Source organism: Acidiphilium sp. PM (assembly GCF_000219295.1).
Classification (GTDB): Bacteria; Pseudomonadota; Alphaproteobacteria; order Acetobacterales; family Acetobacteraceae; genus Acidiphilium; species Acidiphilium multivorum.
This window is the reverse complement of the sequence record NZ_AFPR01000092.1, coordinates 26383-46989: the sequence shown is the minus strand read 5'-3', so window position 1 is coordinate 46989 and position 20607 is coordinate 26383. Positions and strand designations below refer to the sequence as shown.

Annotated in this window: 21 protein-coding genes; 11 read left to right on the top strand and 10 right to left on the bottom strand. The window is 65.7% G+C overall.

The window, feature by feature from the left end:
* Both APM_RS04355 and APM_RS04350 read left to right on the top strand, forming a co-directional pair.
* Positions 1-460: methyl-accepting chemotaxis protein (locus APM_RS04355; RefSeq protein WP_007422138.1), on the top strand; the 460-nt coding region annotated here is incomplete at its 5' end.
* Between the two features lie 209 nt (positions 461-669).
* Entirely contained in the window at positions 670-1200 is a 531-nt protein-coding gene (locus APM_RS04350) for a flavin reductase family protein (RefSeq protein ID WP_011941579.1), read from the top strand.
* Between the two features lie 69 nt (positions 1201-1269).
* On the opposite strand, the gene APM_RS04345 is transcribed toward APM_RS04350, so the two are convergent.
* Both APM_RS04345 and APM_RS04340 read right to left on the bottom strand, forming a co-directional pair.
* Entirely contained in the window at positions 1270-1725 is a 456-nt protein-coding gene (locus APM_RS04345; protein WP_241763102.1) for a DUF2784 domain-containing protein, read from the bottom strand.
* Between the two features lie 72 nt (positions 1726-1797).
* On the bottom strand, positions 1798-2622 hold the full coding sequence (locus APM_RS04340) for a sulfotransferase domain-containing protein (protein ID WP_007422135.1): 825 nt from the start codon (positions 2620-2622) through the stop codon (positions 1798-1800).
* A 235-nt stretch (positions 2623-2857) separates the two neighbouring features.
* Here APM_RS04340 and APM_RS04335 point away from each other — a divergent pair, with 235 nt between their 5' ends.
* Both APM_RS04335 and APM_RS04330 read left to right on the top strand, forming a co-directional pair.
* On the top strand, positions 2858-3337 hold the full coding sequence (locus APM_RS04335; RefSeq protein WP_007422134.1) for a DUF488 family protein: 480 nt from the start codon (positions 2858-2860) through the stop codon (positions 3335-3337).
* Between the two features lie 165 nt (positions 3338-3502).
* Positions 3503-4117 (top strand): septal ring lytic transglycosylase RlpA family protein, encoded by a 615-nt coding sequence (locus tag APM_RS04330; RefSeq protein WP_007422133.1) that lies wholly within the window; start codon positions 3503-3505, stop codon positions 4115-4117.
* Between the two features lie 68 nt (positions 4118-4185).
* Here APM_RS04330 and APM_RS04325 read toward each other — a convergent pair whose 3' ends face one another.
* The 3 genes from APM_RS04325 to APM_RS04315 form a co-directional block, all read right to left on the bottom strand.
* Entirely contained in the window at positions 4186-5094 is a 909-nt protein-coding gene (locus APM_RS04325; protein WP_007422132.1) for an alpha/beta fold hydrolase, read from the bottom strand.
* Positions 5095-5139: 45 nt separating this feature from the next.
* Positions 5140-5817, bottom strand: coding sequence for an HAD family hydrolase (locus APM_RS04320; RefSeq protein ID WP_007422131.1), 678 nt, complete (start codon positions 5815-5817; stop codon positions 5140-5142).
* 132 nt (positions 5818-5949) lie between these two features.
* The gene (locus APM_RS04315) at positions 5950-6537 is read right to left on the bottom strand and encodes a TetR/AcrR family transcriptional regulator (protein WP_241763101.1); all 588 of its coding nucleotides are present in this window, start codon (positions 6535-6537) and stop codon (positions 5950-5952) included.
* A gap of 158 nt (positions 6538-6695) precedes the next feature.
* Here APM_RS04315 and APM_RS04310 point away from each other — a divergent pair, with 158 nt between their 5' ends.
* The 5 genes from APM_RS04310 (at position 6696) to APM_RS04290 (ending at position 12545) form a co-directional block, all read left to right on the top strand.
* A complete protein-coding gene (locus tag APM_RS04310) occupies positions 6696-7193 on the top strand; it encodes a (2Fe-2S)-binding protein (protein ID WP_007422129.1) in 498 nt (165 codons plus the stop codon).
* A complete protein-coding gene (locus APM_RS04305; protein WP_007422128.1) occupies positions 7190-8233 on the top strand; it encodes a xanthine dehydrogenase family protein subunit M in 1044 nt (347 codons plus the stop codon). The genes APM_RS04310 and APM_RS04305 overlap by 4 nt, the downstream gene beginning before the upstream one ends.
* Positions 8226-10472, top strand: coding sequence for a xanthine dehydrogenase family protein molybdopterin-binding subunit (locus tag APM_RS04300; RefSeq protein WP_007422127.1), 2247 nt, complete (start codon positions 8226-8228; stop codon positions 10470-10472). Before APM_RS04305 ends, APM_RS04300 begins: the two co-directional genes overlap by 8 nt.
* A 78-nt stretch (positions 10473-10550) precedes the next feature.
* Positions 10551-11534, top strand: coding sequence for a GDP-mannose 4,6-dehydratase (gene gmd / locus APM_RS04295; RefSeq protein WP_007422126.1), 984 nt, complete (start codon positions 10551-10553; stop codon positions 11532-11534).
* 114 nt (positions 11535-11648) lie between these two features.
* Positions 11649-12545 (top strand): GDP-mannose 4,6-dehydratase, encoded by an 897-nt coding sequence (locus tag APM_RS04290; protein ID WP_007422125.1) that lies wholly within the window; start codon positions 11649-11651, stop codon positions 12543-12545.
* A 106-nt stretch (positions 12546-12651) separates the two neighbouring features.
* On the opposite strand, the gene APM_RS04285 is transcribed toward APM_RS04290, so the two are convergent.
* The 4 genes from APM_RS04285 to APM_RS04270 all read right to left on the bottom strand — a co-directional run bounded on the left by APM_RS04285 (position 12652) and on the right by APM_RS04270 (position 16688).
* The gene (locus tag APM_RS04285) at positions 12652-12921 is read right to left on the bottom strand and encodes an HU family DNA-binding protein (protein WP_007422124.1); all 270 of its coding nucleotides are present in this window, start codon (positions 12919-12921) and stop codon (positions 12652-12654) included.
* Positions 12922-13052: 131 nt separating this feature from the next.
* The gene (locus APM_RS04280; RefSeq protein ID WP_007422123.1) at positions 13053-14063 is read right to left on the bottom strand and encodes an ABC transporter permease; all 1011 of its coding nucleotides are present in this window, start codon (positions 14061-14063) and stop codon (positions 13053-13055) included.
* A 25-nt stretch (positions 14064-14088) separates the two neighbouring features.
* The gene (locus APM_RS04275; protein ID WP_007422122.1) at positions 14089-15594 is read right to left on the bottom strand and encodes a sugar ABC transporter ATP-binding protein; all 1506 of its coding nucleotides are present in this window, start codon (positions 15592-15594) and stop codon (positions 14089-14091) included.
* Positions 15591-16688, bottom strand: a complete 1098-nt coding sequence (locus tag APM_RS04270; RefSeq protein WP_007422121.1) for a substrate-binding domain-containing protein — start codon at positions 16686-16688, stop codon at positions 15591-15593. Before APM_RS04270 ends, APM_RS04275 begins: the two co-directional genes overlap by 4 nt.
* Before the next feature lie 254 nt (positions 16689-16942).
* Between APM_RS04270 and xylB the strand changes: the two genes are divergently transcribed.
* Complete coding sequence (gene xylB, locus APM_RS04265; protein WP_007422120.1) at positions 16943-18433, top strand: xylulokinase; 1491 nt, start codon at positions 16943-16945, stop codon at positions 18431-18433.
* 135 nt (positions 18434-18568) lie between these two features.
* Entirely contained in the window at positions 18569-19567 is a 999-nt protein-coding gene (locus tag APM_RS04260; protein ID WP_007422119.1) for a LacI family DNA-binding transcriptional regulator, read from the top strand.
* A 58-nt stretch (positions 19568-19625) separates the two neighbouring features.
* Here APM_RS04260 and APM_RS04255 read toward each other — a convergent pair whose 3' ends face one another.
* Complete coding sequence (locus APM_RS04255; RefSeq protein ID WP_007422118.1) at positions 19626-20567, bottom strand: sulfurtransferase; 942 nt, start codon at positions 20565-20567, stop codon at positions 19626-19628.
* Positions 20568-20607: the final 40 nt, after the last annotated feature.

Genomic DNA, 20607 nt, shown 5'->3' with positions numbered 1-20607 from the left:
CTCGGCCGATGCCGCGAAAGAGATCAAGACACTGATTTCCGCCTCCAACCAGCAGGTTGTCGCGGGCGTGGACCTTGTCGACGAGACGGGCAAGGCTCTCGAACGGATCGTCCGCCAGATCGCCGAACTCAACGACTCCGTTGCGAAGATCGCCGCCTCGGCGCAGGAGCAGTCGACCGGGCTGGTGCAGGTGAATACCGCCGTCAGCCAGATGGATCAGGCAACGCAGCAGAACGCGGCCATGGTCGAGGAATCAACGGCTGCCAGCCACAGCCTCGTTCAGGAAGCCGAGCAGCTTACCCAGCTGATCGGGCGGTTCGATCTGGGCACATCGCCGGCCCCCGCCTCACCGGGCAGACTGCCGGTAACGCCGCCGCGGCCCGCGGCAAAGCCGGCCCCCATTGCCGCCCCTAAGCGGCACCTCGAAGGCGCCGATGCCGGCGATTGGGAGGATTTCTGAAGCTGCGACGAACGATCACGGCTGGCCAGGAGGCCTCCGGAATGATCGCCGGTGCGCTTCGCCCGCAGCCCCGGCACCGCGCGTCCGGTACGCTGGCATGAAGATGTCGCACCTGGTTGACGCAAATCATTGCCGCCCGAGATGTTCGAGGCTCATTTGCGGGCATACGGCATGACCACGCCGCGCTGAAGCCGTGGAAAGGTATGGCGATGAGGGATCTTCCGCTCGCCAGGGTCTACCAATTCATCGAGCCCGGGCCCGTCGTTCTGCTCACCACAGCAGAGCGGGGGCACCTCAATGTGATGACGATGTCCTGGCATATGATGGTGGAGTTCGAACCGCCGCTGATCGCTTGCATTGTCGGCGAGGGCGATTACAGCTTTGCCGCCCTGCGCAGGACGGGAGAATGTGTCATCGCCATTCCAGCGGCGGAACTGGCTTCGACGGTGGTCGGCATCGGCAACTGTTCCGGCCGTGACGTCGACAAGTTTGCGCGATTCGGTCTGACGGCAAGGCCGGCCCGGCTCGTGACCGCGCCGCTGATCGCCGAATGCTTCGTCAACCTCGAATGCCGCGGCATCGATATGCGTCTGGTCAGACGCTACGACATGTTCGTGCTCGAGGTCATCAAGGGGTGGATCGACCCGGCACGCCGGAACGCGCGAACACTCCATCATCGCGGCTTCGGCCGGTTTGCCGTTGATGGCGAAACCATCTCGTTTCGTTCGAGGATGCGGTAGACCAACCCTCTGCAAACGACCGGCAGGTCAGCCCCGATGGCCCCCACACCGGTCGGCTCGCAAGGTGATCTACCGGTTTCGCGTCGCCGTTCCCCAGAACGGCACATAGACGGTCAGCGCCACAACGTAGAGAAAAACGGCGCAGTAGAGGATCTGAAAGAACCACATTGGCAGGTTCCAATAGATCAGCCGATCGACCCATTGCATGATCAGCGGGTGCACGGTCCCGGCGCCGCCCGCCAGATCCTGCTGCCAGATGGTCAGGATGCAGGCACGGCCTGCCACCGCCTGGCCGGCAACCACCGCGAGAAGAGCAAGATGAAGCAGCCGGAGCCACGCAACGCGAATGACCCGCCAGCCGAGGCGCGCACCGACAGGGATCACGACCAACCCCGTTACATTGAACAGGATGACGATCACGTGCACCGCAAGGATCGCATCCGCGAGCACAAGAATCTCCCGCATGGGTCTCCGGTTGGGCAAATGGAACAAGTTGCCTGATTGCGCACCATGATCCGATTTCATCGACGCAGAAAGCCCAAAGTGATGCCGGAGCTCTCCTGCGCGGGTTGGCGAGGAGCGCTGCCCCGACCTTGTTCAGAGATAGGCGAAGCGGCGCATCTGGGGCGCCTGGGCGTGCTCCACCGCGCGGCTCTGCCGATCCGACAGCACGTCGCGCCACTGTCCGGCGCGCCCATTGCGGAAGAAGAGCGCAGCCGCCCCCGGCCGTTCGACAAAACCCCGTTCACGTTCCTGTGCGGCGAGGACGTCGAACGCACTGTGTCGGATCGCGCGGGCAAGGCGGGGGGGATCGGGCTCCGCGCCAAGAAAGCGGATCACGTCGCCAAAACCATCGGCCGGATCGGCGAGCAGATCTTCATAGCGCAACACCATTGTCGGCCAGGCGGGGTGCGCGGTCCATGACTCCACATGCCGGTTCCAGGAGCCGACGAATTCGGTCACCTTGTGGACGTTGTCTCCCGACACCGCGCGATCGTCCGTCATCAGATCAATCAATGCGTCATGGCCGACGCCGAGGTGATGCGCATAGGAAACCGCGACATCGCGCGGATCCCGCACCAGATAGATCGCGCGATCGGTGACCCCGGCCGTCACGAGCGGCGTGCCCGCATGGTCGACATTGGCATTGTGCGTCTTGACGAAGACCCGCTGCGGGTCGGCGCCGGCGATCGCGCGGTGAACGGCGGGACGCAGGCGGGCGGCCGCCTCGGCCGACAGCGTCGCATCCGGTTCGGCCATGAAAGGCCGGTAGAGCGATGCTCCGCTCTCGCCGGTCGAAAGCAGGGTCAGCCGATTGATGTCCTGCGGCCGGCCCTCATCGAGGATATAGTTCTGCAGGAAAGCCCGCAGCCAGGTGTTGCCGGATTTCGGATAGGAGGCGAGCCAGATGATGCGTCCCATGTCAGATCGTCCTCCGCCGAGGGCAGCAGGCGCCGCCGCGCCCCGATCGCACTTGTGAAATCGGCCTTTCGCTCACGTCCGGCAGTCCTGAAAGATAGCCCGTCGCCGCACATATCCGGTGGCAACTCCGGTTTTGCAACCGCCGCCGGCGGCTGGCGGGCTTGGGCAGTTTCCGTGATCGCGGGTGACCGGGCTCGGCGTTCGACTTCGCCGCGCCGGTGTCTATACTCCGCCCATGGACACCGATGAACTGGCCACGATCGGCTACGAAAAATGCGGCTTTGATGATTTCGTGCGGTGCCTGCGCGAAGCCGGCGTTCGCCAGGTGATCGATGTCAGGGACCTGCCTCTCTCGCGGCGCGCGGGTTTTTCGAAGCGACAACTCGCCGCCGGTCTCGATGCGGCTGGAATCGGCTACCATCACCTGCGGGCGTTGGGCACGCCGGCAGCGGGGCGCGAGGCCAATCGTCGGCGGCGGTGGGACGAGTTCTGGCGCATTGTCGACGACCGTCTGGCTACGCCGGAAGCTGCGTTCGCGCTGGCGGAGGCCGCGGAACTGGCCTCGGCGAAGCCATCCTGTCTTCTGTGCTACGAGGCGGCGGTCTGCCAATGCCACCGGCTGCGCGTGGGTGAACGTCTCTCCGCCAGCCATGGGTTCCGGCTTCGGCATCTCCTGGTCCAAGGCGCGGTCGGACATACGCCGCCCTCGCGCTGAACACGCGCCGCCCGGACGCCGACGTTTCCGCCCGCCCAAACCCTGCCACATTTCGGCCATGCATCTTCCTCATAACCTCTGCCCATGGACACATCACCAAGATGCGCCCTTGAGTCGGGAGAGCAGAATGTCGCGGTCGAGCGTCGGTCCGGAGCATGGCTCAGGATGGGCGCGATCATTCTCTGCACGGCAGGGCTTGCCGCATGCGCCGCCAAGGCGCCGCAGGCCAGTCTCGCCATGCCGCCGCCTGCCGAACCGCCTCCGCAGGCACTTCCCGCGCTGACCGTCGCAAAACGGCTGAGTACGATGCCTCCCGTCGCGGTGCCGGCCGTTCTCCGCCCGCCGCTCGATCTCTCGGGACGCAACGAGACCGGCAAGGCCTCCTATTACGCCCGCCGTTTTGCCGGCCGGCGCACCGCCGATGGCCAGCGCTTCAATCCGCACGCGCCGATGGCCGCCAGCAAGACGCTGCCGCTCGGCACGGTTGCCAAGGTCGTCAACCTGTCCAACGGCACGAGCACGACCGTCACGGTCGCCGACCGGGGGCCGAATGTCGAAAGCCGCATGCTCGATGTCAGTCCGGAGGTCGCGATCCGCCTCGGCATGATCCGGGAAGGCGTGACGCGGGTTCTGGTCGAGCCGATCACCATCCCGGAGCCGGATGGCAAGGTGAAGCTCGGCGCCGGCGCGGCGCATGCCTCGAAGGCGCAGATCGCGGCCGCCATCGGAACCTCCCGGCGAGTGATGCGCCAGGACGGAATCCGGGTCGCGGACCGGTGAGCCGCGCGCCCCTCGTCTGACGACGTCCTTTCCGCCCGATCGCAACGCTCGCCAAGGTGCCGGCGAGCCTATCTCGCGTGCGCCCTCAACGCGCACATCAGATCGTGCGACCGGTTCACCAGAACCGAGAAATGCCCCTCCCCGTCATAATAGGTGGCGGCGCATTGCCTGAGCCGCCCAGCCATGAGGCGTGCCGCTTCAACCGGCAGGATCCGATCCTGGCCGCCATGCCACAGCAGGACCGGCACGGGCACGTCTCCGATCCTGAATCCCCAGGGCCGGGCCAGCCGTTCGATCTCGGTGCGGTTCGCGGCGCCGCCCTGCAAGGCTGTCTCGGTCATCGTCCGCGCCATCAGGTCAAGCATGGCCGGGTTTCGCATCAGGGCCAGATCCTCGCCGCCCAGCCAGTGCGCCATGCGCATGAGCCGGGCATTGATCATCTCCCTCGTCGGAATGCCGTCCGGTCGAAACTGCCTGAGCCGGCTCCGCAGATAGCGCGGGAACAGAGACGCGATCCACCAGGCGAGCCGTCGCTTCAGCGGCCCTGAGCGACGCGCGATCGCCGGCGGCGGCATGGCGCTGACCAGCGAGCACACCGTGATGCGGGCGGGGCAAGCCCTCGCGCAGGCGAGCGCATAAGGCCCTCCGGCCGACATGCCCTGCACCGCGAACCGGCCGATTCCGAGAAGATCGGCCGCCTCCAGAATATCCGCCGGCCAATCGAGAAGCCTGTCGCCCGGTCGGGGGGCGGAGCGTCCGATACCGGGACGGTCGAATGCGAGGATACGAAGGCCGGCCGACCGCGCCGCGTCGGCCAGCACGAGGGCCTCCAGCCGCGAAGAACCGTGCCCGTGGAAATGAAAGACCGGTGGACCTTCCGCCGCACCGACATCGAGATACCCGAGCGCCCGCCCATCGTGTAGCCTCACCGTCGAACCGGGTTCGTTCTCCGGAACGCCGCCTTCAGTGAGGATCATGGGACGGGCACAATCCGGCGGGTCGGGGCCGGTCAGGCACGGATGTCACCGGCGGCCACCGATCTCGTCGATATGGCGCAGCAGATCGGCGGGATCCTCGTAGACCCTGATCGCGCCAGCCTCCCGCAGCTCATGGGCGCCATACCCCCCGCTCAGCAACCCGACTCCCAGGGCCTTGCAGCGCGCCGCCGCGAGCATGTCCCAAATGCTGTCGCCCACCACGACCGCCGTTTCGATCGCCGCGCCGAGCCGCTCCGCCGCGGCGAGAAAGAGATCCGGGTTCGGTTTTGCGTGGTTCACCTGATCGCGCGTGATCACCGCCGCCTGCTCGGGGTCCACCTGCAGCGCCTCGAGATTGACCGCGGCCGTCTCCATTCGCCCGCTGGTCGCGATCGCCCAGGGCACGCCGGACCCGGTGAGATGATCGAGAAGAGCCCTCGCACCCGGGAGAGGACGAATCCGTTTCCCGTAACGACGATATGATTCGGCATGGCCCCGACGGAGGCGCTCGATGCGTTCCGGGCTGATCTCCAGCCCGGTCTCGCGGAGGAGCTGGTTCGTGAAGAGTCCGCCGCTCATGCCAATCTTCCGATGGATGCGCCAGACGGCAAGGTCGATATCCTCGGCATCGAGCGCGTCCTTCCAGGCCAGGACATGCTGGTAAACGCTGTCGACCAACGTCCCATCAAGGTCGAAAAGGAAGACCGGTTCTCTGGGTATCATGGTTTCGTCTTTCTCGTTGTCCTCAACCGGCTCAGGGCATCACGCCAAGATCCGCACGATATCTGGGGACTCTCATGCACGCCGGACAAGACGCGATCATCTCGCGCATCCGGCCGGCAGGCTCGCTGGCGATCAGCCGCCGCGCGCCATCGGAGGCCGCAGCCCGTCGACGAAGATATCGATGATACGGAGCACCTGGACTTTCCAGCCCGGATCGGGCTGGCGCGCGTAACACAGAGCGAACACCGTCGACATGATCTCCTGCGTGGTGACATCCGCCCGCACCGAGCCGTCCGCCTGGGCCCGCGCCACGAGGCGCTCCATCGCGACGATCAGCGGCGCGGACACCTCGGAATACCGTGCCCTCGCCTCCTCCGTCATCGCCATCGACAACGCGCCGATCAGGCCTCGCTTGGTCTCGACCAGCCCGACCATTCCGTGAATCCACGCCCGCAGCGCCTCCAGCCCGTCGCCGGCTGATTCCAGTTCGGTGGCCGTCTCCGTCGCCTGTGCAACCTCGCTGGCGTAGACCGCCAGGAACAGCGACTCGCGCGTCGCGAAATGGCGGTAGAGCGTGCCGATGCCGAGGCCCGCACGCCGCGCGACCGCTTCAAGGCTCGCCTCCGGACCGCCCTGCCCCAGTATCTCCTTTGCCGCCGCGACGAGTCGCTCGCGGTTGCGCTGCGCATCCGATCTTGGCTTGCGACCGGCGATCTGCATCGTGCCGAACTCTCCCATTGCTAAACGGAGGCATGCTCCGTATATTGTCGAAAGCGGCCGACGGATCCGGCTTCGCCGCTCAACGCACCTTTCGGGCACCTTTGCACCGCGCCAGCGCGCCCGTCGATCCATAAACATCCCGAATGATCGGAGACTCCATGCTCCACCCGATACACCTCACGCTCAACGGCATCTGCCGCGACCTGACGCTCGATGACCCGCGCATCACGCTGCTCGACCTCCTGCGCGAGCGGATGGCGCTCCCCGGCACCAAGAAGGGATGTGACCGCGGCCAGTGCGGCGCCTGCACCGTGCTGGTCGATGGGCGGCGGATCAATTCCTGCCTCGTGCTGGCCGTCACGCTCGATGGCGCCGAGATCACGACCATCGAGGGTCTCACGGAAGGCGGCCGCCTTCATCCGGTGCAGGCGGCGTTCATCGAGCATGACGGGTTCCAGTGCGGCTATTGCACGCCAGGGCAGATCATGAGCGCGCTCGGCCTGATCACCGAGGGTCATGCCGGCGACGACCCGGAGCGCATCCGCGAGGGAATGAGCGGCAATCTATGCCGCTGCGGCGCTTATCACGGCATCACCGAGGCCGTGCAGGACGCCGCGAGACGCATGGCGGATACCAGCGCAGGAGACGCCGCATGACCCCTTTCGCCTATCTCCGCCCCGCCACGCTCGATGAAGCCCTCGGCGCCTGGGAACCGGGCGCGGCGTATCTCGCCGGCGGGACCAACCTGGTCGATCTGATGAAGACCGGCGCGCTGCGGCCGGGCAAGCTGATCGACCTCGCCCGCCTGCCCGACCTCGACGCGATCGAGACGCTGGAGGACGGCAGTGTCCGGGTCGGCGCGCTGGTGCGGAATGCCGATCTCGCCCATGACATTACCTTCGCCGCGCAGTTCCCGATGGTCGCCGAGGCGCTGCTCTCGGGAGCTTCGGGCCAGTTGCGCAACGCCGCGACCGTGGGCGGCAACCTGCTGCAGCACCCGCGCTGCGCCTATTTCCAGGACCCGCTGAGTGCCTGCAACCGCCGTGCGCCCGGCAGCGGATGCGATGCGCGGGACGGCGACAACGCCGCCCTCGCGGTCATGGGCTGGAGCGAAGCCTGCATCGCCACCAGCGCGTCGGATTTCTGCGTTCCCCTTGCCGCGCTCGATGCCGTGGTCGAAACCACCGGCCCGGCGGGAGCGCGCGAGATCCCCTTCGCCGAGCTTCATCGGCTGCCGGGCGATTCCCCCGAACGCGCGACCGCGCTTGGGCCGGGTGAACTCATCGTCGCCCTGCGCCTGCCCGCCGCCGCGTCCGCCTTCCGCGCCCATGCGCGCTATCTCAAGCTGCGCGAGCGCACCTCGTTCGCCTTCGCGCTGGTCTCGGCCGCCGCGGCGCTGCGTCTTGATCGCGGCCGGATCGCCGAGGCCAGGCTCGCGCTCGGTGCTGTCGCCGCGAAACCCTGGCGCAGCCGCGAGGCGGAGGCGATGCTGGCCGGCGCCGCCCCGGCGCCCGAACTCTTCGCCCGCGCCGCCGCCGTGGCGCTTTCCGGCGCCACCCCGTCGGGGGCGAATGCCCACAAGATCGAACTCGCCCGTCGCACCGCGGCCCGGGCTCTGGCGCTCGCCGCCGCGGGCACGCCCGCCCGGATGCCGGCGCTGCCTGCCTCGCCCTTCGGAGACCTCGCTCATGTCTGAGACTTCCATCCGCTTCGGCTCGAACGCCGGCCAGTCCGTCACCCGCCGCGACGGCATCGCCAAGGTCACCGGCGCCGCCACTTTCGCTGCCGACAATCACCCGGACGGCCTGCTCCACGCCGTCTATGTGCCGGCCACCATCGCGCGCGGGCGCGTCATCCGCCTCGACACCGGGGCGGCCAGGGCCCATCCCGGCGTGGTCGAGGTGTTCACGCCGGAAAACCGCCCGGCGCTGGCCGGCGATCCGGACGCGAAACCCTTCCTGTTCGCCTTCCGCACCGAGGTGCTGCAAAGCGCCGAGATCCGCTATGCCAACCAGCCGATCGCACTGGTCGTGGCGGAGACGGTCGAGGCCGCCACCGAAGCCGCCCGTCTCGTGGTGCCGCACTACGAAGCCCTGCCGCCGCGCCTCGGGCTTGACGGCGATGCCCCGTACAAGCCGGAGTCCGGCAATTTCGGTAGGCCGGCGGAAACCGTTTTCGGCGATGTCGCCGCAGGCCACGCGGCAGCCCGCCACGCGGTCGACCTGACCTATGAAACTCCGGCGCAATACCATAACGCCATGGAGACCCACGCCATCGTCGCCACCTGGGACGGCGACCAACTGGCGCTGGACGTGCCGAGCCAGGCCATCGTGATGTCGCGCGGGGCCTATGGCTACTATTTCGGCATCCCTGCGGAAAACGTGACGATTCGCAGCCCCTATCTGGGCGGCGGCTTCGGCTCGAAAGCGGTGATCAACGGGCCGGCGTTACTCGCCATCCTGGCGGCGCGCGCGCTTCGCCGGCCCGTCAAGCTGATGCTGCGGCGTGAGCAGATGTTCGGCCCGGTCGGCCATCGCGGCGCCACGCGCCAGCGCCTGCGCATCGGCACCGACGATGACGGCCGCATGACCGCGCTCGACCACGAATCGCTCGCCGTCACCTCCACCTTCGACGATTTCATCGAAGGTGCGGCGGACGCGTCCCTGGGGCTCTATGCCACGGAGGCCCTGCGCTCGACGCAATACGCCGTGCGCGCCGATATCGGCACACCGGGGCCGATGCGCGCCCCCGGCATCGCATCCGGTTCGGCGGCGCTCGAATGCGCGCTGGACGAGATGGCCGAGGCGGTGGGACTCGACCCGCTGGAATTCAGGCTGCGCAACTATGCCGACGCCGAGCCGGGCACCGGCCGGCCCTATTCCTCGAAGGCTCTGCGCGAATGCTACCGGCAGGGCGCCGAGCGATTCGGCTGGGCCGGCCGGCCGCTCGCGCCGCGCCAGATGACCGACGATCGCGGCCTGCTCGTCGGCTGGGGCATGGGCACCGCGCTGTTCCACGCGCCGATGTTCGCGGCGGAGGCACGCGCCACGCTGCGCCCCGATGGTACCGGCCTTGTCGAGACGGCGGCGGCCGACATGGGCCAGGGCGCCTGGACCGCGCTCGCGCAGATCGCCGCCGACGGCCTCGGCCTGCCACTCGAAAAGATCGAGTTTCGCGCGGGCGCTTCCGACCTTCCCGATGGCGGCATCGCCGGCGGCTCGGGGCACACGGCCACCGCGGGCGGCGCGCTTCATGCCGCTGGCAGCGATGCCGTCCGCCGGCTCGGAGAGATCGCCGTGGCCGATCCCGCCTCGCCGCTTTTCGGCGCCAATGCCGGCGTCGTCGCGCGCGACGGCCGGCTCTTCGCCCGCGACGATGACAGCCGCAGCGAAAGCTATGTCGAGATCATTGCCCGCGCCGGCGGCGCGGCAGTCCAGGGCGCCGGCAGCGCCGCCCGCCCGCCCGAGGCCGCGGAACGCCATGCGATGTATTCGCACGGCGCGGTCTTCGCCGAGGTGAAGATCGATCCCGCGCTCTTCCAGATCCGCGTCACCCGACTCGTGGGCGCCTTCGCCGCGGGCCGCATCATCAACCCACGCCTCGCGACGAGCCAGTTGATGGGCGGAATGATCTGGGGCCTGTCCTTCGCGCTGCATGAAGAGGCTCGCCACGACCGCCGCACCGGCCGGATCGTGAATGCGGACTTCGCGGGCTACCACATCCCGGTCAACGCCGACGTGGCGGGCCTCGACGTGATCACCGTCCACGAAGACGATCCGCATGTGAATCCGCTCGGCATCAAGGGCGTCGGCGAAATCGGGATCACCGGCACCGTCGGCGCCATCGGCAACGCGATCTGGCACGCCACCGGCACGCGCGTGCGGCGCTTCCCGATCCGGATCGCGGATCTGCTGGCGGGCTCGCAATCGATGTAGTGGTCGCGCCTCCGGCCATTAATTTGACATTTTGGCGCATATAGATCCCGCCAAGTTTATTGGCTAAGGGATCGAAGCATGAAAACAGCACTCGTCACCGGGATCACCGGCCAGGACGGCGCCTATCTCTCCCAGTTGCTCCTGGGCAAGGGATACAAGGTATTCGGTGTGATACGGCGCTCTTCGCATCGCGGCGTCGAAGACCATCGCCTGCGCTGGCTCGGCATCGCCGACAAGGTCACCCTGCTTGACGGCGATCTCGCTGATCTTTCCAGTCTCGTGCGCATCGTCAAGGAAGTCCGGCCCGACGAGGTCTACAATCTTGCCGCCCAGTCGTTCGTCGCCTCGTCCTGGCGGCAGCCGATTCTGACCGCCAACATCACCGCCGTCGGCGTCACCAACATCCTCGAGGCAATCCGCGCCGAACAGCCGGAGGCCCGCTTCTACCAGGCATCCTCCTCGGAAATGTATGGCCTGATCCAGGAGCCGATGCAGAGCGAGTCGACCCCCTTTTATCCCCGCTCGCCCTACGCCGTTGCTAAACTCTACGGCCACTGGATCACGGTGAACTACCGCGAGAGCTTCGGCATGCATGCCTCTTCGGGCATCCTGTTCAACCACGAAAGCCCGCTTCGCGGCGTCGAGTTCGTCACCCGCAAGGTGACCGACGGCGTCGCCCGGATCAAGCTCGGCCTCGCCGGCGAACTGCGTCTTGGCAATGTCGACGCGAAGCGCGACTGGGGCCACGCACGGGATTACGTGAAGGCGATGTGGCTGATGCTCCAGCAGGACAAGCCGGATGACTACGTCGTGGCCACCGGCCGCACTACCACGGTGCGGGACATGTGTCGTATCGCCTTCGACCATGCCGGCCTCGACATGGAGCGCCACCTCGTCATCGATCCCGCCTTCTACCGCCCCGCCGAGGTCGACGTGCTGCTGGGCAATCCCGCGAAGGCGGAGCAGAAACTCGGCTGGCGGCCGGAAACCACGCTCGAGCAGATGATCATCGAAATGGTCGACGCCGATCTCGAACGCCTGCGCCGCACCACGCCGGGCTGACCTCGCAGATTGCCGCCGCCATGCGAACGTTCCGCGCCGGCGGCGGACTGGCCACCGTCTCCAACTTCCACTAGCGTGCGCCGACTACGACTATACGATGGAGACGTCCGGCCCATGGGACAATTGAGACGGATACTTGTCACCGGCGCCGGCGGCTTCGTAGGGCGGCACCTGATGCCAGAACTTGGCCGCCGATTTCCGTGGGCCGAACTGGTCAGCTTCCGCGCCGATATCACCGACCCCGCCGCCACCGAGACCTCGGTGCGCGACGTCCGGCCGGATGCCTGCGTCCATCTCGCGGGCATCGCCGCCATTCCCGAGGCACGGGAACACCCACGCCGTGCCTTCGCGGTGAACCTCGACGGCACGCTGAATCTTGCCCGTGCCCTGCTTGCCCATGCGCCTGGCTGCCAACTGATCCATGCCGGAAGTGCCGATTGCTACGGAGCCAGCTTCCGCTCAGGCCAACCGCTGGACGAATCGGCCCCGCTGGCGCCGCTCAACACCTATGCGGCAAGCAAGGCCGCAGCGGATCTTACCCTCGGCGCCATGGCTGCGGAATCCGGACTGCGCGTGCTGCGCTTCCGTCCTTTCAACCATGTGGGCCCGGGGCAGAGCGAAGCCTTCGCTCTTGGCTCCTTTGCTGCCCAACTCCGCCGGATTGCCCGCGGCGATGCAGCACCGGTGCTGCATGTCGGCAACCTCGATGCCGAGCGCGACTTTCTTCACGTGAACGACGTGGTCCGTGCGTATGCGCTGGCGCTGGGACGCTCCGACGACCTACCGAACGGCACGATCTTCAACATTGCCTCCGGCATTCCGCGCCGGATGCGCGACATGGTCGAGGCGATGATCGTCTCTCTCGGTATCCATGTCTCGGTCGAGATCGATCCGACCCGCCTTCGGCCAAGCGATATTCCGCGCGCGGTCGGCGATGCTTCCCGCGCCGAAAACCTGCTTGGCTGGCACCCGGACCACGGGATCGAGGAGATCGTGCGCTCGGTCCTCTAAACGCCGCATCTGCGCCCCGAGGCGAAACCAGCCCTGAAGACACGACCGGCAGCCCGGCCGGAAACCGGCGGCAGATCCAGCCGATGCGCCAGACTGCCGCCGCGGGTCAGACGCGTGTCTTGAGCGTCGGCGACGACTTGAAACGCACGGTCTTTCCGGCCTTGACCTTGATGGGCTCGCCGCTGCGCGGATTGACGCCCTTGCGCGCCTTCGTCTTGCGCACCGTGAACGTGCCAAAGCTCGGCAGCGTGAATTTGCCCTTCTTCTTCAGTTCCTTGACGATCGCCTCGATAACGTCCGTAGCCGCCCGGTTCGCGGCGACGCCGGTAATCCCGGTCGAATTCTGAATCACATCCGTTATGAACGCTTTCGACATGGCGACGCCTTTCAATGATTGCAGGAGAATCCTAGCACTGTTCACTGCTCAAACAAAGACGCAAAACGGGGGCCGATGAAACGAAAAACGCCTGGTGTAATTCCGATTTTTACCCCGGCGGTGCGGTGCCATCAGGCGCGGCGCAGTCGGCGCATGAGGGTGCGCAGCAATCCGGTCTTCCACGTATCCAGCATCACCGCGAGCAGGATGACGATGCCGATCACGAGCGGTTGCCAATAGGTATTGAGATCGAGCACATCCATGCCTTCCGTCAGCGTGCCGATCACGATCGCTCCGAGCAGGGCACCGGCAACACTGCCGGATCCGCCGAACAAACTCACCCCGCCCACGACCGCCGATGCGATTCCATCGAACAACGACGCGCCGGAACCGGCTGTCGGATAACCGGACGCAAGGCGCGCGGCGAGGATCACCCCGGCAAGCCCTGCAATCGTTCCCGAAAGCGTAAAGCAGAGGATCTCGATCCGCGCGATGTTCACGCCAGCCAGCCAGGCGGAATGGCGATTGCCGCCGACGGCGTAGACCTTGACGCCGAACGCGGTGCGGCTAAGCACCACATGCGCGGCCGCGGCGACCACCAGCATCACGAGAACGCCGATCGGAATGATCTTCAGCACGTATCCCTGTCCAAGGGCGTTGAACGTGTTGCTGAAAATCGGAATCGGATTCGCCTGCGTCACGATCAGCGGGATCGATGCGGCGACGCCCAGGGTCGCGAACGTCGTGATGAAGGCGGGAACATTGATATAATGTGTGATCGAACCATTGATGAAGCCGATCAGCGCCCCGGCCAGGATGCCGCCGAGGATCGCTCCAGGCCAGCCGAGCGGCGTATGGTTGATGACCACGGCGGCCGTTACACCTGACAGCGCCTGGATCGCGCCCACCGAAAGGTCGATGCCGCCGATCAGCAGCACGAAGGTCTCGCTGACCGCCAGCAACCCGATGGTGATTGTGTTGACCAGCAGGGTCGAGATATTGCCGATGGTCAGGAAGTTTCCGGTCAGCACCTCCATCCCGGCCATGATCAGCGCGAGAATGACGAAAATTCCCGTCTCCGGCGGCAGGCGAAGGCCCTTCCGTTGCGGGCTGGCTGTCGTGCTGGTGTCCTGTTTTGCCATGAAGATCGCCCCGGTTGCGGATATGTCAGAGGGATTGTGCGAGAATCGAACGTGCCTCGGCCTCGGCGCGCGGAATCCCTGTGCCCTCGCAGATGCCGTGCCGAAATACATAGATCACGTCTGAAACTTCGAGAATCTCCTCGATCTCCGAGGAGCACACGAGCAGCGTATCGCCCGCCGCGGCCAACTCGCGGATCAGGGCATGGATCTCGGCTTTGGCACCGATATCGACACCTTTTGTCGGCTCGGCGAGCAGCAGGATGCGGCTCCGCGCCGTCACCCATTTCGCGAAGATGACCTTCTGCTGGTTGCCGCCGGACAGGCGCCGCACGCTGGTTCCAAGCGGCGAGCGTATGGCCAGGCGGGCCGCCATGGTGCGCGCCTGCTCCGCCACTGCCGCATCGTCGAACCAGATCCCGCGCGAGAACCGGTCGATGCTGGCGAGCACGATGTTCTTGCCGATGGTCATGTCGGGAATGAAGCCGTTGGCCTTGCGGTCGTCCGTCAGGAACCCGAAGCCTTTTGCCAGCGCGGCGCGCGGCGTTGTCGGCACATACGGCTCACCGGCCAGGCGGATCTCGCCACCCTGCATCGGCCGAACGCCGAACAGCACCTCCAGCAGTTCAACCTGCCCGGCTCCGGCCACGCCGTACAGCCCGACCACTCTTCCAGCATTGATCTCCAGACTCGCCGAGCGGCAATTGCCGCTCGAGAGGGTCTTTATATCGAGCAATGTGGTGCCGCCGAACGCGGTCCGCGGCGAGACCTCGGCGAGCGGCGTGGCATCGCGCCGATGGCCGGTGATGTAATAGGCAAGATCCGCCTCAGAAAGATCGGCGCGCTCCGCATCCAGCACGACATCGCCATCCTTCATCACCACCACATGATCGGCAACCGCCAGCGCCTCGCCGAGCTTGTGCGTGACAATGGCGATCGAGGTGCCGCCCGCCGCCAGCCGGCGGACCGTATCGAGCAGCCGGGTGATCTCGCTCGCGTTCAGTGCCGACGTCGGCTCGTCGAGCAGCAGGAACCGGCCGCCCTTGTCGAGCGCGATGATGATCTCCAGCATCTGCCGGTCAGCCGGCGACAGCGCTCCCGCAGCCATGTCCGGATCAGCGGCGAGGCCGTAAGTCGCCAGGGCCCTCCTGACATGTTCGTTCATCGCGGTGCGGTCGGTGAATGGCCCGCGCCGCTTCTCCCGGTTGAGGAAGAAATTCTGCGTCACCGTCAGTTTCTCGATGATGCGCAGTTCCTGCCAGACCACGGCAATGCCGTGCGCTTCGGCGATGCGCGGCGTCGTCAGCGTCACGGCCTCGCCATCGAGCAGGATATGGCCGCCGGATGGCTGCTCCGCCCCACCCAGGATCTTCAGCGCCGTCGACTTGCCCGCGCCATTATGCCCAAGCAGCGCCGTCACTTCCCCAGCGCGGAGCGAGAAACTCACTCCGCGCACCACGGGTGCGGAATCGTATCGCTTGACGATTCCCGAAAGGGCCAGGCTGCCAGCCTGGCCGGTGGACACCGTCGTCACGGATAGGCGATTTTCATCATCTCGTGGCAGTTAGCCTTACTGACGGTATAGGTCTTGGTGAGAACCAGTTTGGGAATATTCTTGTCGCCATCGAGATACTTGATGATATTCGCGACCTCGATCTTCGACTCGACCGCGGGGGACTGCAGCGCGCCAGCCTTGTAGACAGAGTTCTGGCAGATCGCCTGCACGGCCTGCTGGCTGCCTGAGAGACCGATCACCGCAACCTTGCCAACCTTGTTGGCGGCGCGGATCGCATCCATCGCCCCAAGACCACTCGGCGCATTGATATCGAAAATCACATTGACGTCAGGATGCGCCGAAAGCATCGCCGCCGTGGCGGACAAGCCGCCCGGCGTGGTCCCCTTGCCATTCAACCTCGATACGACGTGGATGTTCTTGTCACCATCGATGATTTTCTTGAAACCCTTGTCCCGATCCTGGACCGAGGTTGCAAACGGATAATCAATCCATCCCAGCTTCACCGGCGCCCCGTGCAGAGCCGACTTGTCATAGGCGATGACTTCCTTCGCGGCATTCTCGCCAAGCTGGACATTGTTCGACTGGACGAATTCGACGATATGCCCGCCCGCGCGCTTCAGGGTTTTCATGTCGACATTGGTATCGATCGTGAAGACCGGGATATGCGCGTGATTGGCTGCCAGCACGGCGGAGGAGGCCGCCGCCGCATCGGCGGGAGCGAACATGATCGCGTTGACATGCCGCTGGATGAACGCCTCGACCTGGTTGAGCTGCTGCGCCTCGCTCATGTTGCCGCCATAATAGATCAGCTTCGCGCAATCCGCGGCCGCATCCTTGGCGGCGGTTTTCGCCATGGTCTCGAAATACGGATTGGTCAGCGTCATCAACGACATGCCGATCACGTATTTCGGCTTCGCGCAGGTCTGCGCCGCCTCGGCGTGCGGGCCGGCCAGGCCGATCGTTCCGGCGATTGCCATGCCCACTATCGAAAGCCGCTTTGCCAGCTTCATTCCCGTTCCCTCCTGTTTTTGAACAATTCTACTTTTCGGACAAATTTGGCTCATAGATTTGCCCAGAGACCAAAAATTAGATGAACGAAAGCGCTTGCGCAAGCGCTTTCGCTCCCTGTAGTGTTTGTAGGCAGGTCAGGAGAAGATCGACTCGCGGGCCGGCATCGTGCCGTTGCGCATCATCCCCCCGCGTCCGCCAGGGCTCGCCGCATACACGCGATCGTTTTGGATTTCGGTGCCGCACGGAGCAGGCCGCATGAGTTGACAGCAAACGCCTCCACGCATGACCTCCGGCGCAGTCTCGTGCGCCGCAGCGCGAGACAGGCAAGCATTGGAAATATCGAGCAGTTGCGAGAATGAGATCTTTCGCCTCCCCCCTCTCACTTGGCATCGACCTCGGGACATCAGGCGTCAAGGCGGTCCTGCTGACCTCATCCGGAGCGGTCATCGGCACCATGTCGGCTGCCGTGCCGACATCGCATCCGCACCCCGGCTGGGCCGAGCAGGATCCCGAGGATTGGTGGATCGCCTGCATAACGGCCCTGCGCGAACTTCGCCGGCAGTATCCCGAAGCTTATGAGGCGGTCAGATCGATCGGGCTGTCCGGACAGATGCATGGAGCGGTCCTTCTGGATCGGCATAACCGAAGCATCCGCCCCGTGATCTTGTGGAACGATGCGCGCTCCACTGCCGAAGCGGCGTTCCTGGCGGAAAATCATCCCTCGTTCATCGAGGCGACCGGCAGCCTTCCGATGGCCGGCCTCACGGCACCCAAGCTGCTTTGGCTGCATGGCCACGAAATCGAATCATTCCGGAAGATCGACTGCCTCCTGTCGCCCAAGGACTATCTCCGGCTCCGGCTGACCGGCGAGCGCGTCACCGATATGTCCGATGCCGCCGGCACGCTCTTTCTTGATGTGCATCGCCGCTCATGGTTCGAGCCGATGATCGCCGCGACCCATCTCGAACCTCGGCAATTTCCCAGCCTGTGCGAGGGAACATCCGCCACCGGCACCCTGACCCGAAGCGCCGCCAGCGAGCTTGGCCTCGACAGCAAGGTCGTGGTCGCAGGCGGCGGCGCCGACAATCCGGCCTCCGCGGTCGGGATCGGCGCGTCACACCCGGGCGATTCGTTTGTCACCCTGGGAACCAGTGCCGCCGTCGTGTCGATCACCGATCGCCCCCTGGCGCGCATTGCCGGCGGCGTTCACGGCTTCTGCCACGCGCTGCCAGAGAGATGGTACGCGATGGGGGCCATCCTGTGCGGCGCAAATTCGCTGCGTTGGGTATCGAAACTGCTGTCGATGCCGAGCGAACAGGCTTTGCTTGATCGGCTTGCCGCCGAACTGCCACTCGAACGGCCGGTTCCGCCGACAACCCCGCTGTTTCTGCCCTATCTATCCGGCGAGCGTACCCCGCACAACGATCCGAACGTGCGCGGCGGCTTCATGAATGTCGGCATCGAGACCGCGGCGCCGTCATTCGGCTACGCCGTTCTCGAAGGAGTCGCCTTCGCCCTGCGGGATGCCATGGGTTCGGTGGAGGAGTCAGGTTCGGATATTCGTCATTGTTCTCTGGTCGGCGGCGGAGCGAAAAGCGATTACTGGGGACAGTTGCTGGCGAACGTGCTGGGACGCGAACTCCATACGCTGGAAGGCAGCGAACTCGGCGCGGGGATCGGCGCGGCGAAACTCGGTTTCGCCGCGCTCGGAATCGACGAGCCGGTGAACATGTCACTGCCCGTCAGAAAGACCTTCGAGCCGCAAGCGGACCGTCGCGAGGATCTGGACGACCGATATCAGAAATTCCGAACCCTTTACCCTGCGGCGAGTTCGCTCTGCACCTGAAGGAGGGGCCATTTCGTGACTCGCCGCATCATGATCGGACAGTATGGGAACGTCGCCCCGCTCCCATCTCCTCGGTCGGCTGCTTACCGACATCACCGGTCGCCGGATCTGTAAGGGGTCGAGCAATTGGCCACCATGGAAGATGTTGCCCACAAGGCAGGCGTTTCGGTATCAACCGTTTCGCATGTCATCAACGGCACCAGAAAAGTCCGTCCCGCGACGGTCGAAGCTGTAAGGGATGCCATCAGGAAGACCGGCTACGTTCCGAACTCGCTGGCGCAGGCCCTGGCGGGAGCGTCGACGAAAACGATCGGTGTGGCGATCTCTGCCCTGACAAATCATTATTTTGCGGAAACGGTCCGTGTGATCGAATCCGAATGCGCAAGGCGGGGCCTGATGATATTCCTGGCCGACACGCATGACGATCCGGACCAGGAACTGCGGGTCATCAAGGCGTTGCACCAGCGCCGGGTGGACGGCATCATTCTCGCGCCGACCGCGGGAACCGACCGACGGGCGCTCGACTACCTGAAGGGCAAGGGCATACCGTCGGTGCTGGTCGATCGTATCGTTCGAGGCGAGTTCGACCAGGTCGGCGTCGAGAACACCGTCGCGTGCCGCGAGCTCATCTCGCATCTGATCGGCCACGGCCATCGCCGCATCGGCTTCGTGGCGGGAGCTCCAGGAATTTCAACATCGATCGAGCGGCTCGAAGGATATCGCGACGCCCTGCATCAGGCCAGCATCCCGTTCGATCCCGCCCTGGTGTGTTGCGGAGAATCGGCAAACGAACCGGCACGCCGCGCCGTTCGCGAACTGCTCCGGCTCGACCCACGGCCGACCGCGATCGTGGCCTCCAACAACCTGATGATGATCGGCGCCATGCACGCCTTGCGCGATGCCGGCATAGAGGTGCCTGCGGGAATGGCTCTGGTCGGGTTCGATGATTTCGACTGGGCCGAACTCTTCAACCCCCGGCTCACAGTGCTCGCACAGCCACTCGAGGACATCGCCATGAAGGCGGTGGAACTGCTGACGAGACGCATCGCGCGGCCCGATGATCAATTCGAAATCGTGCGTCTCACGCCGGAATTGAGGATCCGGAACTCCTGCGGCTGCCAGGATCAGCGCTGACACCGCCGGGGCCCGGCCAAAGCCTGGCCACGGCGGTGTCACAAGAACGCATCCGAGGTCAGCGCACCTGACGCTCGACGGGCAGCGCGGCGTTGCGCGACCATTGCGACATCGAGCCCGTGTAGAGCTTCGCCTGCTTGTTGCCGAGCAACTCATAGCTGGCAAACCAGCCGAGCGCCGCCCAGTGCGCGGTATTGCAGAAATTGATCTGCCGGCCCGCCATCGGCACCCCTGCCGCCTTGTAGAGCCCGGCAAGATCCGCCGGCGTGCGGAACACGCCGCCATCGTTCACCGTCAGCCAGCTTTCGGGAAGGTTGCGCGCTCCGGGAATCGTGCCCGGACGCGTATCCACCGGCGCGAGGTTCACGCCGAGATATTGCGCCGACGGCCGGTCGTCGACCAGCGGAACGTGCGCCTTCATCGCCCGCTCCACCTCGGCCTCCGTCGCCAGCAGGCGCGGCCTGACATGGGCCACGAAGCGTGTCGCCACCGGCTTGACGAAGCCCGCCTGCACCGGATGGGCCGGCGTGCTGCCCCGCCCGACATATCCGGCATAGCCGCCGTTCAGGATGGAGACATTGTTGTCGCCCAGATACTTGAAGGTCCAGAACACACGCGCGGCGCTCGCCATGTCGGTGGCGCTCGTCCCGGCCGTGTAGATGACCACGCGCGTGCGGTTGCCGATACCGAGGCCGCCGATCAGGGTCTCCAGCTCCGCGACGGGCGGCACCATACCCGGCGCGCCGTCGACATCCTTCCGCCATAGGCCGTTCTGCGCATAATTGCTGTAGACCGCGCACGGCACATGCCCGTGCATATAGGTCTGCACGTTGCCGCCGCCGATCGGATTGCGGACGTCGAGCATGACGACGCCTGGCTTGCACGCATGGGCCGCGACCCAATCCGCGCTCACCAGCGGCGGCACCGGCTTCGCGGCGAAGGCCGTGCCGCCGAGAACGGCCGCGGCAAGACCGAATGCCGGAATGACTGACAGTTTCATGATGATCTCCCTGATCCCTGGCGAGGCGCCGGCCTGCGCC

Coding starts and splice junctions, on each gene's coding strand:
- APM_RS04350 (WP_011941579.1), top strand. CDS start 670: ATGAGGGATCTTCCGCTCGCCAGGGTCTACCAATTCATCGAGCCCGGG.
- APM_RS04345 (WP_241763102.1), bottom strand. CDS start 1,725: ATGAAATCGGATCATGGTGCGCAATCAGGCAACTTGTTCCATTTGCCC.
- APM_RS04340 (WP_007422135.1), bottom strand. CDS start 2,622: ATGGGACGCATCATCTGGCTCGCCTCCTATCCGAAATCCGGCAACACC.
- APM_RS04335 (WP_007422134.1), top strand. CDS start 2,858: ATGGACACCGATGAACTGGCCACGATCGGCTACGAAAAATGCGGCTTT.
- APM_RS04330 (WP_007422133.1), top strand. CDS start 3,503: ATGGGCGCGATCATTCTCTGCACGGCAGGGCTTGCCGCATGCGCCGCC.
- APM_RS04325 (WP_007422132.1), bottom strand. CDS start 5,094: ATGATCCTCACTGAAGGCGGCGTTCCGGAGAACGAACCCGGTTCGACG.
- APM_RS04320 (WP_007422131.1), bottom strand. CDS start 5,817: ATGATACCCAGAGAACCGGTCTTCCTTTTCGACCTTGATGGGACGTTG.
- APM_RS04315 (WP_241763101.1), bottom strand. CDS start 6,537: ATGCAGATCGCCGGTCGCAAGCCAAGATCGGATGCGCAGCGCAACCGC.
- APM_RS04310 (WP_007422129.1), top strand. CDS start 6,696: ATGCTCCACCCGATACACCTCACGCTCAACGGCATCTGCCGCGACCTG.
- APM_RS04305 (WP_007422128.1), top strand. CDS start 7,190: ATGACCCCTTTCGCCTATCTCCGCCCCGCCACGCTCGATGAAGCCCTC.
- APM_RS04300 (WP_007422127.1), top strand. CDS start 8,226: ATGTCTGAGACTTCCATCCGCTTCGGCTCGAACGCCGGCCAGTCCGTC.
- gmd (WP_007422126.1), top strand. CDS start 10,551: ATGAAAACAGCACTCGTCACCGGGATCACCGGCCAGGACGGCGCCTAT.
- APM_RS04290 (WP_007422125.1), top strand. CDS start 11,649: ATGGGACAATTGAGACGGATACTTGTCACCGGCGCCGGCGGCTTCGTA.
- APM_RS04285 (WP_007422124.1), bottom strand. CDS start 12,921: ATGTCGAAAGCGTTCATAACGGATGTGATTCAGAATTCGACCGGGATT.
- APM_RS04280 (WP_007422123.1), bottom strand. CDS start 14,063: ATGGCAAAACAGGACACCAGCACGACAGCCAGCCCGCAACGGAAGGGC.
- xylB (WP_007422120.1), top strand. CDS start 16,943: ATGAGATCTTTCGCCTCCCCCCTCTCACTTGGCATCGACCTCGGGACA.
- APM_RS04260 (WP_007422119.1), top strand. CDS start 18,569: ATGGAAGATGTTGCCCACAAGGCAGGCGTTTCGGTATCAACCGTTTCG.
- APM_RS04255 (WP_007422118.1), bottom strand. CDS start 20,567: ATGAAACTGTCAGTCATTCCGGCATTCGGTCTTGCCGCGGCCGTTCTC.